Source organism: Chryseobacterium soldanellicola (assembly GCF_900100115.1).
Classification (GTDB): domain Bacteria; phylum Bacteroidota; class Bacteroidia; order Flavobacteriales; family Weeksellaceae; genus Chryseobacterium; species Chryseobacterium soldanellicola.
Genome location: NZ_FNKL01000001.1, coordinates 1,007,249 through 1,020,847 on the forward strand (window position 1 = coordinate 1,007,249; position 13,599 = coordinate 1,020,847).

Here is a 13,599-nt window from a genome sequence, read left to right on the forward strand (position 1 = left end):
AAGAATTTAAGTTGAAAAATAAATTTTTATTGCTGTTTTTATTAACAGTAACAATGAGTGTTAATGCTCAGAGAGAAGCGTTCAAAAAAGGATCAGTAATGGTATTTTGGGGCTGGAACAGAGGTTGGTTTGGAAATTCTGATATTCATTTTTATGGTCAGAACTACAACTTTACATTAAACAATGTCTCCGCACACGACAGGCCTACGCCAATCAGTGAGTTTGACCATTATATCAATCCTACAAAAATTTCGATTCCACAGGTTAATTATAATATTACTTATTTTATTAAAGATAATGTAGGAATTACATTTGGAATAGATCATATGAAATATGTGATGGATCAGAATCAGACTGTTGATTTCAACGGCTATATCAACGATCCGGCATATGCAGGAATGGTAAATAACGGTAAAATTGATCTTTCTAATGGTGAGTTCTTGAAATATGAGCATACAAATGGTTTAAATTATTTAAACCTTGGGCTTCAGAAATACAAGCAAATCCTTAATAAGAATAAATTTGATATATTCTGGAATTATGGTTTGGGAGCAGGTGTTTTAGTTCCTAAAACGGATGCTACATTAATGGGGAAAGGAGAAAGCGACCACTTTCATTTAGCTGGATTTGGTCTGGATGCAAGAACAGGAGTAAACGTGGTATTCTGGAATCATCTTGTGGCAAAAGCTGAAGTAAAATACGGTTACATCAATTTACCAAGCGTAAGAACAACAGAGGAAAATGTAAAAATTGACAAAGCGACTCAGGATTTTACATTCTGCGAACTGGTATTCGGAATCGGATACACATTTAATACAAAAAAGCAAAAATAAAAATATAGCTTAACTGCTTTAAAAGCATAGAATATGAGCGAAGAGGTTAAAAAATTCAAAATAACTATAGACGGACAAACGACCGAGGTTATGCCTGGAACTTCTATTTTGGAAGCTGCCAGACAGATCGGTGGAAAATCTGTTCCTCCAGCAATGTGCTACTACAGCAAATTAGAAACAAGTGGAGGAAGATGTAGAACTTGCCTGGTGGAAGTTTCTAAAGGATCGGAAGCAGATCCTCGTCCTATGCCGAAACTGGTTGCAAGCTGCAGAACGAATGTGATGGATGGCATGGAAGTAAAAAATCTTACTTCTGATAAGGCTCAGGAAGGTAGAAAAGCTGTCACTGAGTTTCTATTGGTCAACCACCCGCTGGACTGCCCTATTTGCGATCAGGCCGGTGAATGTCACCTTCAGGATCTTGGGTATGAGCACGGTGTTGAGAATACAAGAACTGAGTTTGAAAGAAATACATACGAAGCAGACGATCTTGGTCCGAATATCAAGTTGAATATGAACCGTTGTATTCTTTGTGCAAGATGCGTACTCGCTGCCAATCAATTGACTGGAGAAAGAGAGCACGGAATTTTGTTCAGAGGAGATCATGCTGAAATTTCAACATATTTAAATAAAGCTTTAGATAATGATTTTATCGGAAACGTTATTGACGTTTGCCCGGTTGGAGCATTAACAGACAGAACAGCTCGTTTTGCAAGCAGAGTTTGGTTCACAAAACCAATGAACGCTTCTTGTAAATGCGATAAATGTTCAGGAAAAGCTCTTGTCTGGTTGAAAGGTGATGAAGTTTTAAGAGTTACTGCAAGAAAAGATCAGTGGGGTGAGGTTGAAGAATTTATCTGCGATACTTGCCGTTTCGAAAGAAAAAAACTGAGCGACTGGAACATTGAAGGTCCTAGACATATCGACAGACATTCAGTTATTTCATTGAATCACTATGAAAAGCCTAAAGATGAGCTAAGAGTTTTAGACAATCCCATGGCTAAGGAAATCAGTGAAAAAGACGAAAAATAATATTTAATAAGACATCAGATTTCAGACATTAGATAACAGACTTTTTGTAATTCTAATTTCTAACTTCTAATATCTAACATCTATAAAAATAAAATGGATTTACTTACATTTAAATTGATACTTGTATTAGCACTTTTCCTGCTTTCTTTGACGATCGCAGCCTACTCTACCTGGGCAGAAAGAAAAGTTGCTTCTATCATGCAGGATAGAATTGGACCCAACAGAGCCGGGCCTTTCGGATTGCTGCAGCCTCTTGCCGATGGTGGAAAGTTTTTCTTTAAAGAAGATTTTACACCTGCCAATGCAGAAAAATTCCTTTTCGTACTGGGGCCGGCATTGGTCATGTTTATTTCATTAATTACGGGAGCGGTTATTCCTTGGGGTAAAACATTGAATTTTGGTGGAGTTTCTTATGATTTACAAGTAGCAAATATTGATGTTGGAGTACTTTTCATTATCGGAATGGCTTCAATCGGTGTTTACGGAATCATGATCGGAGGCTGGGCTTCGAATAATAAATATTCATTATTAGGGGCAATCCGTGCTTCTTCGCAGATGATTTCTTATGAATTAGCGATGGGATTGGCTTTACTTTCTATCATTATGATGACGGGAAGTTTAGACTTAAAAGAAATCACGGAAAGCCAGACAACAGGAAAACTTTGGGGATTTATTCCTTGGGTTTCCGGTCTTAACTGGAATATTTTCTATCAGCCGATTGCTTTCTTAGTATTTTTTGTAGCAGCTTTAGCAGAAACCAACAGACACCCTTTCGACTTACCTGAATGTGAATCGGAATTGGTGACAGGTTATTCTACAGAATATTCATCCATGAAATTAGGTTTATATATGTTTGGTGAATATGTGAATATGTTTATCTCTAATGCTTTCATGGTCGTTCTTTTCTTCGGTGGTTACAACTATCCGGGAATTGAATGGGTAACTCAGCACTGGGGTGAAAACATGGCAGGAATCTTGAGTATTGTAGCATTTTTATCTAAAACAGTAATCGGAATTTTGATCTTTATGTGGATCAGATGGACGCTTCCGAGATTCAGATATGACCAGTTAATGCACCTAGGATGGAAAACTCTGATCCCGATGGCATTGGTAAACTTATTAATTACAGGTGCTGTAATTTTAGCATTTGGAAATTAAAAATTGAATTTGAAGATGAGCGGATTTAATGATTAAATGATAGAATCAAAGTTTTATCTTTAACATCGCAATTCAGAAATAAATATTAATTAAGATAACAGACAGGATTATTCTAATGTCTAACATCTAACATCTATAATTAAATGAAACTTACGAACAGATCAAAAGTTGTTTCCAATAAAGAAATGACCCTTGCTGAAAAAATCTACCTTCCTGCAATTTTTACAGGAATGGGGATTACATTTAAGCATGCTGTAAGAACAGTATTGAAAGGTGCCCCTGCAGTATATTCGTATCCGGAAGTACAGAAACCCAGAGCAGAAATCTGGAGAGGTCAGCACGTTTTGAAAAGAGACGAAGAAGGCAGAGAAAGATGTACAGCTTGCGGACTTTGTGCGGTGGCTTGCCCTGCAGAAGCAATTACAATGACTGCCGCAGAAAGAACAAAGGAAGAAAAACACCTTTACAGAGAAGAAAAATACGCTTCGGTATATGAAATCAATATGCTGAGATGTATCTTTTGTGGGATGTGTGAAGAAGCCTGCCCTAAATCTGCGATCTATCTTACAGACAGATTGGTAGATGTGGAAACCAACAGAGGTTCTTTCATCTACGGAAAAGATAAGTTGGTTGAAAAAATAAATGAAAGGATTGATATCACTGAAAGACAATCCGAGAAACAAAAAAATGCGGTAAAATAATGGATCAGTTTTTATTTTTCTTGGTGGCGTTTTTAGCAGTGGCAAGTGCGGTTTATTTCGTATTCGCCAGAAATCCTTTATATGCTATTTTGTCATTAATTGTTACAATGTTTTCGATTGCGGGAATGTACATTCTTCTGAATGCACAATTCCTTGCGATTATCCAGATTATAGTCTACGCTGGTGCCATCATGGTATTATTCCTTTATATTTTAATGATGCTTAACCTTAATAAAGAAGACGAAAGTAAGAAGAACAATACTTTAAAATTTGTTGGAGTTTTTACAGCCGGTCTTTTATTAATTGGAGTTTTAGGCGTATTCAGAGGAGTCCAGCAAAACCATATCGTTGTTGAGAATGTAGACAAGGGAGTTGGTCTGACGAAAAATCTGGGCAGACTTTTGTTTAATGAATATGTTTTACCGTTTGAGCTTGCATCCATCCTTATTTTGGCAGGTATTGTAGGTGCGGTATTAATCGGTAAAAAAGATTTATAAAATTATGGGAGAAGTAAATACATTTATACAAAGCGTCCCTTTAAATTATTTCATAATTCTTTCTTCAGTATTGTTCTGTTTGGGAGTGTTAGGAGTATTGTTGAGAAAAAACGCTATTGTTATTTTGGGTTGTGTTGAGCTTATGCTGAATTCTACAAACCTTTTATTGGCTGCATTTTCAGCCTACAAAGGGAATGGCGACGGACAACTTTTAGTTTTCTTCATTATGGTGGTGGCTGCTGCGGAAGTAGCGGTAGGTTTGGCAATTATTGCTATGCTATATAGAAATACCCGTTCTGTGGATGTAAGTATATTTAATAAATTAAGAGGATAAGAATGGAAAATTTAGTGTATGCAATCATACTTTTACCCCTTTTAGGTTTTCTTATTAACGGTTTATTCGGAAAAAATCTTCCAAAAATAGTTGTTGGAAGCTTGGCGACAATTGCTGTTTTCGGATCTTTCTGTATTGCGGTAAGTATTTTCATGAATTTCGATTCTGAAAGCCAGCCTATCATTGTAAAAGCTTTTGAATGGTTTAGAGTAAACGGAGTTCAGATTAATTTCGGATTCCAGATTGATCAGTTATCATTAATGATGATCATGATTATCACAGGGATCGGATCTCTGATTCACCTGTACTCTATCGGATATATGAGCCATGATAAAGGTTTCTATAAGTTTTTTACTTATTTAAATCTGTTTATCTTCTCCATGTTATTATTAGTTATGGGAAGCAACTACCTTATCCTGTTCATCGGATGGGAAGGTGTAGGTCTTTGTTCTTATCTGTTGATCGGATTCTGGTACACCAACGAAGAATACGGTAAAGCAGCAAGAAAAGCTTTCATTATGAACAGAATTGGTGACTTGGCATTATTGATCGGCATCTTTATGATCGCTTCTCAGACCAATGCTTTGGATTATCTTTCTGTAGCTCAAAATGCTTCAAAATTTGAATTAGACGGGCCAATAATAATCTTTATTACAGCGAGTTTATTTATCGGTGCAACTGGTAAATCTGCTCAGGTTCCTTTATATACATGGTTACCGGATGCGATGGCAGGTCCGACTCCGGTTTCTGCATTGATTCACGCGGCGACGATGGTAACTGCGGGTATTTATTTGGTTGTAAGATCAAATTTCTTATTTACTTTAGCGCCAACCGTTCAGGACGGAATTTTATTAATCGGATTCTTAACAGCAGCTTTAGCAGGATTCTATGCGCTTCGTCAAAACGATATCAAAAAAGTATTGGCATATTCTACCGTTTCACAACTTGGGTTCATGTTCATCGCTTTAGGTCTTGGAGCGTATACAACGGCTATGTTCCATGTTATGACGCACGCTTTCTTTAAAGCATTATTATTCTTGGGGGCAGGTTCTGTAATCCACGCGATGAGCAACGAGCAGGATATGCGTTTCATGGGAGGTCTTAAAAAATATATTCCTCTTACCCACGCTACTTTCCTTGTCGGGACATTAGCAATTTCAGGATTCCCTTTATTATCGGGGATGATTTCTAAAGATGAAATTTTAGTGGCAGCTTTTGCTAAGAATCCGGTTTACTGGGTATTCTTATTTATTTTAGCAGCTGTTACTGCAACCTATATGTTCAGATTGTATTACCTTACTTTCCACGGAGAGTTCAGAGGTACTGAAGAGCAAAAACATCACCTACACGAAAGCCCGTCAAATATGACAATACCATTGATCGTTTTGGCTATTCTTTCTGTATTGGGTGGTTTAATCAACCTTCCTCACTTCATTGGTCACGGTCATTATGCAAAATTAATGGAGTGGTTGAAGCCGGTTCTTACCGAGGAAAGCTATAACCAAATGGAAACTACCCTTTCCGGAGTTCCGTTCGGTACTGAAATGATACTTTTAGGAGCAACTGTTCTGATGTTCTTCTGTGTTTGGTTTATCGTTAAAAACACGTATGTAAATAAGAAAAAACAAGCACTTCCTGAGGAACAGTACACAGGATGGGAAAAATTGTCTGCTAAAAAACTATATATTGACGAACTTTACAATGCATTGATTGTAAAAACTGTTGAAGGATTAGGACGCGGAGGAAAAATGTTTGATAAAGGCATTCTGGACCGTTTTGTAGATTTCGTGGGAGAAGGCGCTGAAGACAGCGGTAGATCTATGAAGCGTATTCAAAACGGAAATGTTGAGAATTATATTCTTATCATGTCTTTAGCGGTGGGAATTATACTGATTGTTAACTTTATATTACAATAATGTCTGGTTTATTATTAACATTATTACTATTACCTCTAGTAGGTTCGGGATTAGTTTTTGCATGGAAGGGTAATTCCGGCAAATATTTGGCGCTGGGAATTGCATTGGTACAAATGCTGCTGACTTTCTATGCTCTTTCGGAATTCAATTTTGGACCGACAGTGGATAGCTCTTTGCAGTACGAGATTACTTATCCCTGGTCACAATTCATTAAAAGTACGCTTCATTTCGGCATAGACGGGATGAGTATGCTTCTTTTGTTGTTGACTAATATTTTGACGCCAATCATCATTTTATCTTCTTTTAATGAGAATGTAAGCTACAGAAACTCTTTTTACGGTTTGATTTTGCTGATGCAATTCGGGCTTGTAGGCGTTTTCACCTCTTTGGATGGCTTATTGTTCTACATTTTCTGGGAAGTAACTTTGATTCCAATTTGGTTTATCGCCGGACTTTGGGGACAGGAAAACAAAAGAATGGAGTTTACAACAAAATTCTTTGTCTATACATTCGTTGGATCGTTGTTTATGTTAGCTGGATTGATTTACATTTACAATCACTCTGCATCATTCGCATTAACAGATCTTTACAATGCTCAACTTAACGAAACTCAGCAAACGGTGGTATTCTGGTTTATTTTCTTTGCTTTTGCAGTGAAATTACCGGTCTTCCCTTTCCATACCTGGCAGCCTGATACCTATACCTACTCTCCTACTCAAGGATCGATGTTGTTATCGGGGATTATGCTAAAAATGGCGGTGTATGGAGTTATGCGTTATTTGTTACCAATCACTCCGATTCCGATTGCGGGAATTTCAGGACAAATTGTAATTATTCTTGCGATTGTAGGAATTGTTCACGGTGCATTAATTGCCATTATCCAAACTGATATGAAGAGAATCATTGCGTATTCTTCTTTCTCTCACGTTGGATTAATGGTGGCAGGGATCTTCGCTTCTGCGGTTGTTACTTTAAGAGGAACATTCAATATTGAAGGTGCTGAAGGTGCTTTGGTACAGACTTTTGCTCACGGTATCAACGTGGTAGGCTTATTCTACTGCTGTGATATTTTATATAAAAGATTTAAATCAAGAGATATCAGACAAATGGGAGGTTTAGCGAAAGTGGCCCCTAAGTTTGCTGTATTATTCCTGATCATCATTCTTGGCTCAATGGGAGTTCCGTTAACCAATGGATTTGTCGGAGAATTTATTTTGATTAAATCTGTTTTCGATTTTAACGCCACTGCGGCAGTGATTGCTGGTCTTACGGTAATTCTTTGTGCAGTTTATTTATTGAGATTCTACGGAAAAGCAATGTTTGGAAAAGGTGATGAAGCAGTTTTGAGCACTGCAAAAGATTTATCATCTGTAGAATTCTCTGTATTGGCAAGTTTAGCGGTTTTTGTGATCTTACTTGGTATTTTCCCACAGCCGATAATCGATATGGTGGATAGTTCGTTGAAGTTTATTTACACGGCGATGGCCAATTAAAAAATTAAAGAATTAAGAAATTCTAGAGTCAAAGAGTCAAGTTTTACAAGTTTCAACTCTCAAACTCTCGAGCTCTCAAACTCTATTACCTAACTACTATGAGTGTTTTAATTATTGTTTTCCTAACGGCAGTTGTTGCGTTATTTTCAGGAGTTTTTGAACATGGAAAATTCGCAAGATACATTGGGATTTTTGGATTAATCATCGCATTATATGTAAGCTTCATGCCGGAATGTGCGTTCTTCGAACAGTACAGACATATGTATGAATATACTGCAAATACTGCGTTATTCACTAAAATATCAATTGTAACGACATTATTGTTATTCTTCCTTGGCGGTTTTGCATTCAGCAACCACAGAAGCCACCAGTCAGAATTATATGCTTTAATGCTTTTCGCACTTTGCGGCGGAATTACCCTTTTCGGATACCAGAACTTAGTAACGTTATTCTTAGGAGTTGAAATCCTTTCTATTCCTTTATACGTAATGGCGGGAGCTAACAAAACTGATTTAAGATCAAATGAAGCTTCAATTAAATATTTCTTAATGGGTGCATTTGCGACAGGTTTCTTACTTTTCGGGATTGCGTTTATTTATGGAAGTACAGGAAGTTTTGATTTATATAAAATCCAGGATTTCGGGATTACACATCCTAAAGATGTCATGTTCATTTTAGGAGTTCTGTTAATTCTTTGTGCATTATCATTCAAAGTGGCTTTGGCACCTTTCCATATGTGGAGCCCTGATGTTTATTCAGGTTCGCCTTCATTAATCACAGCTTTCATGGCGAGTGTTGTAAAAATTTCAGGATTTTTTGCATTATTCAGATTAATGACCATCGGCTTTGGAGGAGTTACCGCAGAATGGATCAATGTTTTCGGAGTATTTTTAATCATCACATTACTTTTGGCGAACGTTATGGGTCTTGCTCAGACGAATGCAAAAAGAATGCTGGCGTACTCTTCAGTTTCTCACGCAGGTTACATCGGGTTGGTTTTCTACGGAATGACAAGCCTTTCAACTTATAATTTGGCGTTTTATTTATTTGCTTACTCTTTGTCAACAGTCGGAGTTTTCATGTGCTTGATTTATGTAGAAAAATTAAAAAGAGAAACTTCATTCGGAGCCTTCAAAGGATTGGGAAAATCTGAACCTTTATTGGCAGTCGTGGCTACAATTTCTATGCTTTCAATGGCAGGGGTTCCGTTAACAGCTGGTTTTATGGGGAAATTTGCATTATTCTCTCAGGCGATGAATTCAAAACATGGCGTTTTCTTAGTATTTGTGGCTGTTTTAGGTTCTGCAGTTTCAATTGCCTATTACTTAAGACTGATCATTGCAATGTTCTTCTTCAAAGAATCAACATTCAAATCTTCAGAAAAAGTAACGCTTACCTATAACATTGTTGCCGTAGTTGTTATCGCTTCAATCCTTGTATTAGGAGTTGTCCCAGACTTATTTGCAGGAATGTTCGGATTATAAAAATCCAATTTTAAAATAAATGAGCACAGCAGAAATGTTGTGCTTTTTTCATTTAAATTAACTTGAAGCTCTTTGAAAAAATAATGCTTATATCAATTATTTTTCTAATTTTGAAAAACAAACACGCAAAAACAAATACAAATGATAAAATACCAAGTCAAGTACAATCACGATTATACCTCGTCTCTTTCTTTTACCTCCATCTGATAATTACTAATAATAATTTAATAATATCTAAACCACAACTATGCACCGGTAGAGATATATACCAATTATACAAAATTTAAAAACACTCATGAGCAAAAAAGGTATTTCACAGATCAAAGGTCCTGCCGAGATTCGTCTTGGTGAGACGGCTTATTACGAAGTGAGCCGAATATACGATATTGATGATAAAAAGAAAGTAGATGCTGCAAGATGGAAATTGTATGCTTTAGATTTTAAACATCATGATAATTGGCGCGAGCTGACGCCCAAAGCCGGAACTCCTCCCAAAATTGGGTATCGCGTTCCGGTTATCGTAACCAATCAATCGTTGGTTGGGAGTGAACTGATGTTGGAAGCTTATATTTATGAACCTGAAAAAAGAATTCCTCCGGGACTGAGAATTAAAGTTCTGCCCGGATTAAAGAAGAGAATATCACGCGTAGAACTCTTTAAAGCTGACAATAGTCCTATTAAAGAGGATACGGTCATGAAGTACGGACAGACCATAAAAGTAAAGGTCTATACCGAAAACATGCAGGGAGAAATGGTGAAGTTAAGTCTCTACGAAGATGATGCCCAGGGTGGAGGTGACAGCCCCAAGAATAAGAATAATAGGGTTGCCCACATCACAAAAGCGCTGAATAAGAAAGGTTTTCTGTGGCATGAATTTAAACTGAATATTGATTTTACAAAAATTGCCAATGCCGTTATGGATGGCAGCCACGACAAGCTCCATGAATATTATGTGGTGGTAGAAACCGCCGAACACAAGTCTGTCAGTAAAAATGTGGAGGTACAAAACCCGGATTATATTTTTTCTCAAACGGTAAGCAGTGGTGTTGATACTGAGAAAACTTACGGAGAGACTTTGATCGAGGAGGTTGTTATTAAAGGAAAATACAAGAAGCAACCGGGAATAAATCCTCATGTGAATACTGGAAATCAGGTGGCAACGGTGTTTGAACCTGATGAGAAAAAGAAAGATGATAAATGTGCTTGTAAGCAATATGATTTGATTTGGGGAGATAAAATAGGATGTAATGAAAGGAAAAAGATAGTTGAAGTTGCCAAAAGTCTTAATGTTAATCCAAATTGGTTAATGACAATAATTGCTTTAGAAACAGCAGAAACATTTAATCCTTCAATTGATAATGGCATTGGTTATGTCGGACTTATTCAGTTTGGTTCTGGAGCAGCTAAAGATATTGGAACTGATCAAAAAAAACTAGTTAAAATGTCATTCGTAGATCAAATGGATTATGTTGAAAAACATTTAACAAAAAGTAAGATTAAATACAAAACATTAGCAGATTTATATTTAGCAGTATTATATCCCTCTGCTTGTGGTCACGGATCTGAAAGAGATTATATTGTATTAGAGGGTACAGCCTATAAAAAAAATCCGTTCTTTTTTAAAGAAGATGACGAATGGACAACTAAGGTAATTAAAGGAAAAATAAAAAAAGTGCGAAGCCCTAAGGATAATGGTAAAACCTATGTCTGGGAAGTTGCATTGGCAGCACAAGAAGTATATGCTAAAGGATTAATTAATAAAGAAAAAAGATTTAGTTGTAATGCAGGTAAGAAAATGGAAATTCCAAAAGAGGGTAATTGTGTAGATACTTGGGATAAATCCACAAATGGGAAAATAGAGAAGCTACATCCTAAAATTCGCTGTGCAGCAAAAAACTTTATTAATGAAGTGGAAAAAACAATGGGAATTCAGTTAAGGATTATACAAGGATATAGAACCTATGCTGAACAGAATGATCTTTATGCACAAGGAAGAACAAAAGGAGGTAGTAAAGTAACAAATGCAAAAGGTGGACAAAGTAATCATAACTTTGGATTAGCCATTGATGTGGCTGAGATTAAAAATGGAAGAATAGATTGGGCGGAACAAGAAACTGTGTTGCCAAAAATTGCTCCAATAGGTAAAAAATGGGGATTTGATTGGGGAGGAGACTGGAAAAGTCTAAAAGATAAACCACATTTCGAAATGATGTTTGGAAAATCACTTTCAGAATTAAGAAAACTGTATGAAGACAATAATAATGATCCAACCAAAATTCCTTTATAAATCTATGAAAAATACAATCAATAGTATATGCTTGCTTGTTTTAATTCTCATTTCGCTTTCATGCAAGAAAAGCAACAAACTTAAACAAGCAGTATTTAACTCAAATACAGATGAAATTAGAACAGATTCGATAAAACTGATAAAAGATACTATCCTTTTTGTAAACTCTTCTGAAGGTGAAGATGTTAAATTTTCAATAAATAATATTACACAAGATTCTATAATAGAAAGTGAAGTAATGGGTGAAACTGGTAAATCAGTATACAAATTCATTTTTAACAAAGAATTAAAAACAGGAGAGTGCGATACACATAGATATAGTGAACCAATTTATATCAATTCAAGTCCGAAAATAAAATTACATACAAAAGAAAATCTTTTTACTTCACCTCAAACAAAGGAAAGATTACAAAAAATATTTAATAGTTATGCTAAAATTTTCTTTAAAGTTAATTTAAAGAAATCAAATAGATGGAATGGAGTTTATTCATTTTCTATAAACGAAGATTCAGATGATTGGAGAAACATCCACGAAATAAAATTGACTATTTCAAAAGATTCAATCACTTATTTGGCTAAGGGTTTTCAATTATATGAATACTATATGTTATCATCTAAAGACAATGAAAAAACGATAAGTCTAAATTTTTTTAAAGGATTAGACAATACAGAAAATGAAATTCATTTACAAAAAACTAAAGATTTTGGAACCATTGGCCTTGATGGGAAAGACTATGTGTTGCAAAGCCCATATATTGACATCAATTTAAATGATGGAAAAAAACAAAAGTATAAGCTAAAAAAATTAAAATGAAAAAAATATTTCCAACTCTTTTTTTACTTTTATTATTCTCTTGTAAAGGAGAATTTAGAAAAGATAAAAAAATATCTGATTCAATAGAAGCTAAAATTAAACCAGATACAACAAATGCAACAAAAATAATAAATAACCCGATAGTTAAATCTGAAAGCTGTTATGATTATTTAACTGAATTGGTAAGAAGTAGTAATTTCCCTTTTTCAAATTGGAGTATTCAAAAGGAAAAAGTTAACCTTGAAATTGATGAAGATAATGAGGAGTATATTTCTGCAAAACTTTTTTTTGATACGGATGGAACAGGAACAATTGGCTGGATAAATTATTATAAAAAAACAGGAAAGTTATTTGATACTTCTGCAAATTTAGAAAAACCAAAAGAACTTAAATTTGATTCACATTGGAAAAAATTATTTGATGAATGTGTTAATTATAATCAAGGTAGTTTATCTAAAACTTCATTAGAGAGTATTTATAATCAATGCAAGGAAATATCACTTCCAAATAAATACAGTTTTGATGCTATTCCAACGAAAACGACTTTATTTCTTTAGATAAAAAATATTACAACATTTTTCCGTTAGATCATATGGATAATTATAAAATTGCAAAAATTGCAAAACTTCCAATTACAAATAATAATAAACCTATTATTCTAATAGCATACAATGAAAATGGACAATCTAATTGGTACTTATTTACTTTAGATAGTAGCTATAAGCCCATTTCAAATATTATTATTTATACAAGTGAAGAGTCTGATAATGGTAATTCTATTAGTACAACTTTTTTATCAGTGAAAGTTATATTATAAGTGTTGAAAAGTCGATTATTTCAAATGAAATAGAAAAGATATTTGATAAAAAAATATATAAAATTTCAAAAGGCGGTTATATAAAATGAAACATATAATTTTTTTCATACACATATGAAAAAACAAAGTGTTTGTTTTGCAAAAATGTAATGAATAATGTTTGTGTAAAATATTGATTTATTTAGGTTTTGTAATCTGATAATTAGTTTATTATAGTTTGAATTGAAATATTA

Annotated in this window: 12 protein-coding genes; all 12 read left to right on the forward strand. The window is 34.9% G+C overall.

What is annotated here, in order from left to right:
- The first annotated feature begins 29 nt into the window (after positions 1–29).
- The 12 genes from BLT04_RS04400 (at position 30) to BLT04_RS18985 (ending at position 13,106) form a co-directional block, all read left to right on the forward strand.
- The gene (locus tag BLT04_RS04400) at positions 30–833 is read left to right on the forward strand and encodes a hypothetical protein (protein WP_228421902.1); all 804 of its coding nucleotides are present in this window, start codon (positions 30–32) and stop codon (positions 831–833) included.
- 33 nt (positions 834–866) lie between these two features.
- Positions 867–1,865: an NADH-quinone oxidoreductase subunit G gene (locus BLT04_RS04405; protein ID WP_089754026.1), complete on the forward strand. Its 999-nt coding sequence runs from the start codon at positions 867–869 to the stop codon at positions 1,863–1,865.
- Between the two features lie 93 nt (positions 1,866–1,958).
- Positions 1,959–3,023, forward strand: a complete 1,065-nt coding sequence (gene nuoH / locus BLT04_RS04410; RefSeq protein WP_089754028.1) for an NADH-quinone oxidoreductase subunit NuoH — start codon at positions 1,959–1,961, stop codon at positions 3,021–3,023.
- 143 nt (positions 3,024–3,166) lie between these two features.
- Complete coding sequence (locus BLT04_RS04415) at positions 3,167–3,724, forward strand: NuoI/complex I 23 kDa subunit family protein (RefSeq protein WP_027380121.1); 558 nt, start codon at positions 3,167–3,169, stop codon at positions 3,722–3,724.
- A complete protein-coding gene (locus tag BLT04_RS04420; RefSeq protein WP_089754030.1) occupies positions 3,724–4,221 on the forward strand; it encodes an NADH-quinone oxidoreductase subunit J family protein in 498 nt (165 codons plus the stop codon). The genes BLT04_RS04415 and BLT04_RS04420 overlap by 1 nt, the downstream gene beginning before the upstream one ends.
- Before the next feature lie 4 nt (positions 4,222–4,225).
- On the forward strand, positions 4,226–4,555 hold the full coding sequence (gene nuoK, locus BLT04_RS04425; protein WP_089754032.1) for an NADH-quinone oxidoreductase subunit NuoK: 330 nt from the start codon (positions 4,226–4,228) through the stop codon (positions 4,553–4,555).
- A 2-nt stretch (positions 4,556–4,557) separates the two neighbouring features.
- On the forward strand, positions 4,558–6,471 hold the full coding sequence (gene nuoL / locus BLT04_RS04430) for an NADH-quinone oxidoreductase subunit L (protein WP_089754034.1): 1,914 nt from the start codon (positions 4,558–4,560) through the stop codon (positions 6,469–6,471).
- A complete protein-coding gene (locus BLT04_RS04435) occupies positions 6,471–7,964 on the forward strand; it encodes a complex I subunit 4 family protein (protein ID WP_089754036.1) in 1,494 nt (497 codons plus the stop codon). The genes nuoL and BLT04_RS04435 overlap by 1 nt, the downstream gene beginning before the upstream one ends.
- Positions 7,965–8,062: 98 nt before the next feature.
- Complete coding sequence (locus BLT04_RS04440) at positions 8,063–9,448, forward strand: NADH-quinone oxidoreductase subunit N (RefSeq protein ID WP_089754039.1); 1,386 nt, start codon at positions 8,063–8,065, stop codon at positions 9,446–9,448.
- Between the two features lie 295 nt (positions 9,449–9,743).
- Complete coding sequence (locus BLT04_RS04445) at positions 9,744–11,735, forward strand: M15 family metallopeptidase (protein WP_089754041.1); 1,992 nt, start codon at positions 9,744–9,746, stop codon at positions 11,733–11,735.
- 4 nt (positions 11,736–11,739) lie between these two features.
- The gene (locus BLT04_RS04450) at positions 11,740–12,549 is read left to right on the forward strand and encodes a hypothetical protein (RefSeq protein ID WP_139166211.1); all 810 of its coding nucleotides are present in this window, start codon (positions 11,740–11,742) and stop codon (positions 12,547–12,549) included.
- Positions 12,546–13,106: a hypothetical protein gene (locus BLT04_RS18985; protein WP_185114302.1), complete on the forward strand. Its 561-nt coding sequence runs from the start codon at positions 12,546–12,548 to the stop codon at positions 13,104–13,106. Before BLT04_RS04450 ends, BLT04_RS18985 begins: the two co-directional genes overlap by 4 nt.
- The last annotated feature ends 493 nt before the right edge of the window (positions 13,107–13,599 follow it).

What these genes read in the sequence shown, in the direction of transcription:
- BLT04_RS04405 (WP_089754026.1), top strand. Translation starts at nt 867, where the DNA reads ATGAGCGAAGAGGTTAAAAAATTCAAAATAACTATAGACGGACAAACG.
- nuoH (WP_089754028.1), top strand. Translation starts at nt 1,959, where the DNA reads ATGGATTTACTTACATTTAAATTGATACTTGTATTAGCACTTTTCCTG.
- BLT04_RS04415 (WP_027380121.1), top strand. Translation starts at nt 3,167, where the DNA reads ATGAAACTTACGAACAGATCAAAAGTTGTTTCCAATAAAGAAATGACC.
- BLT04_RS04420 (WP_089754030.1), top strand. Translation starts at nt 3,724, where the DNA reads ATGGATCAGTTTTTATTTTTCTTGGTGGCGTTTTTAGCAGTGGCAAGT.
- nuoK (WP_089754032.1), top strand. Translation starts at nt 4,226, where the DNA reads ATGGGAGAAGTAAATACATTTATACAAAGCGTCCCTTTAAATTATTTC.
- nuoL (WP_089754034.1), top strand. Translation starts at nt 4,558, where the DNA reads ATGGAAAATTTAGTGTATGCAATCATACTTTTACCCCTTTTAGGTTTT.
- BLT04_RS04435 (WP_089754036.1), top strand. Translation starts at nt 6,471, where the DNA reads ATGTCTGGTTTATTATTAACATTATTACTATTACCTCTAGTAGGTTCG.
- BLT04_RS04440 (WP_089754039.1), top strand. Translation starts at nt 8,063, where the DNA reads ATGAGTGTTTTAATTATTGTTTTCCTAACGGCAGTTGTTGCGTTATTT.
- BLT04_RS04445 (WP_089754041.1), top strand. Translation starts at nt 9,744, where the DNA reads ATGAGCAAAAAAGGTATTTCACAGATCAAAGGTCCTGCCGAGATTCGT.
- BLT04_RS04450 (WP_139166211.1), top strand. Translation starts at nt 11,740, where the DNA reads ATGAAAAATACAATCAATAGTATATGCTTGCTTGTTTTAATTCTCATT.
- BLT04_RS18985 (WP_185114302.1), top strand. Translation starts at nt 12,546, where the DNA reads ATGAAAAAAATATTTCCAACTCTTTTTTTACTTTTATTATTCTCTTGT.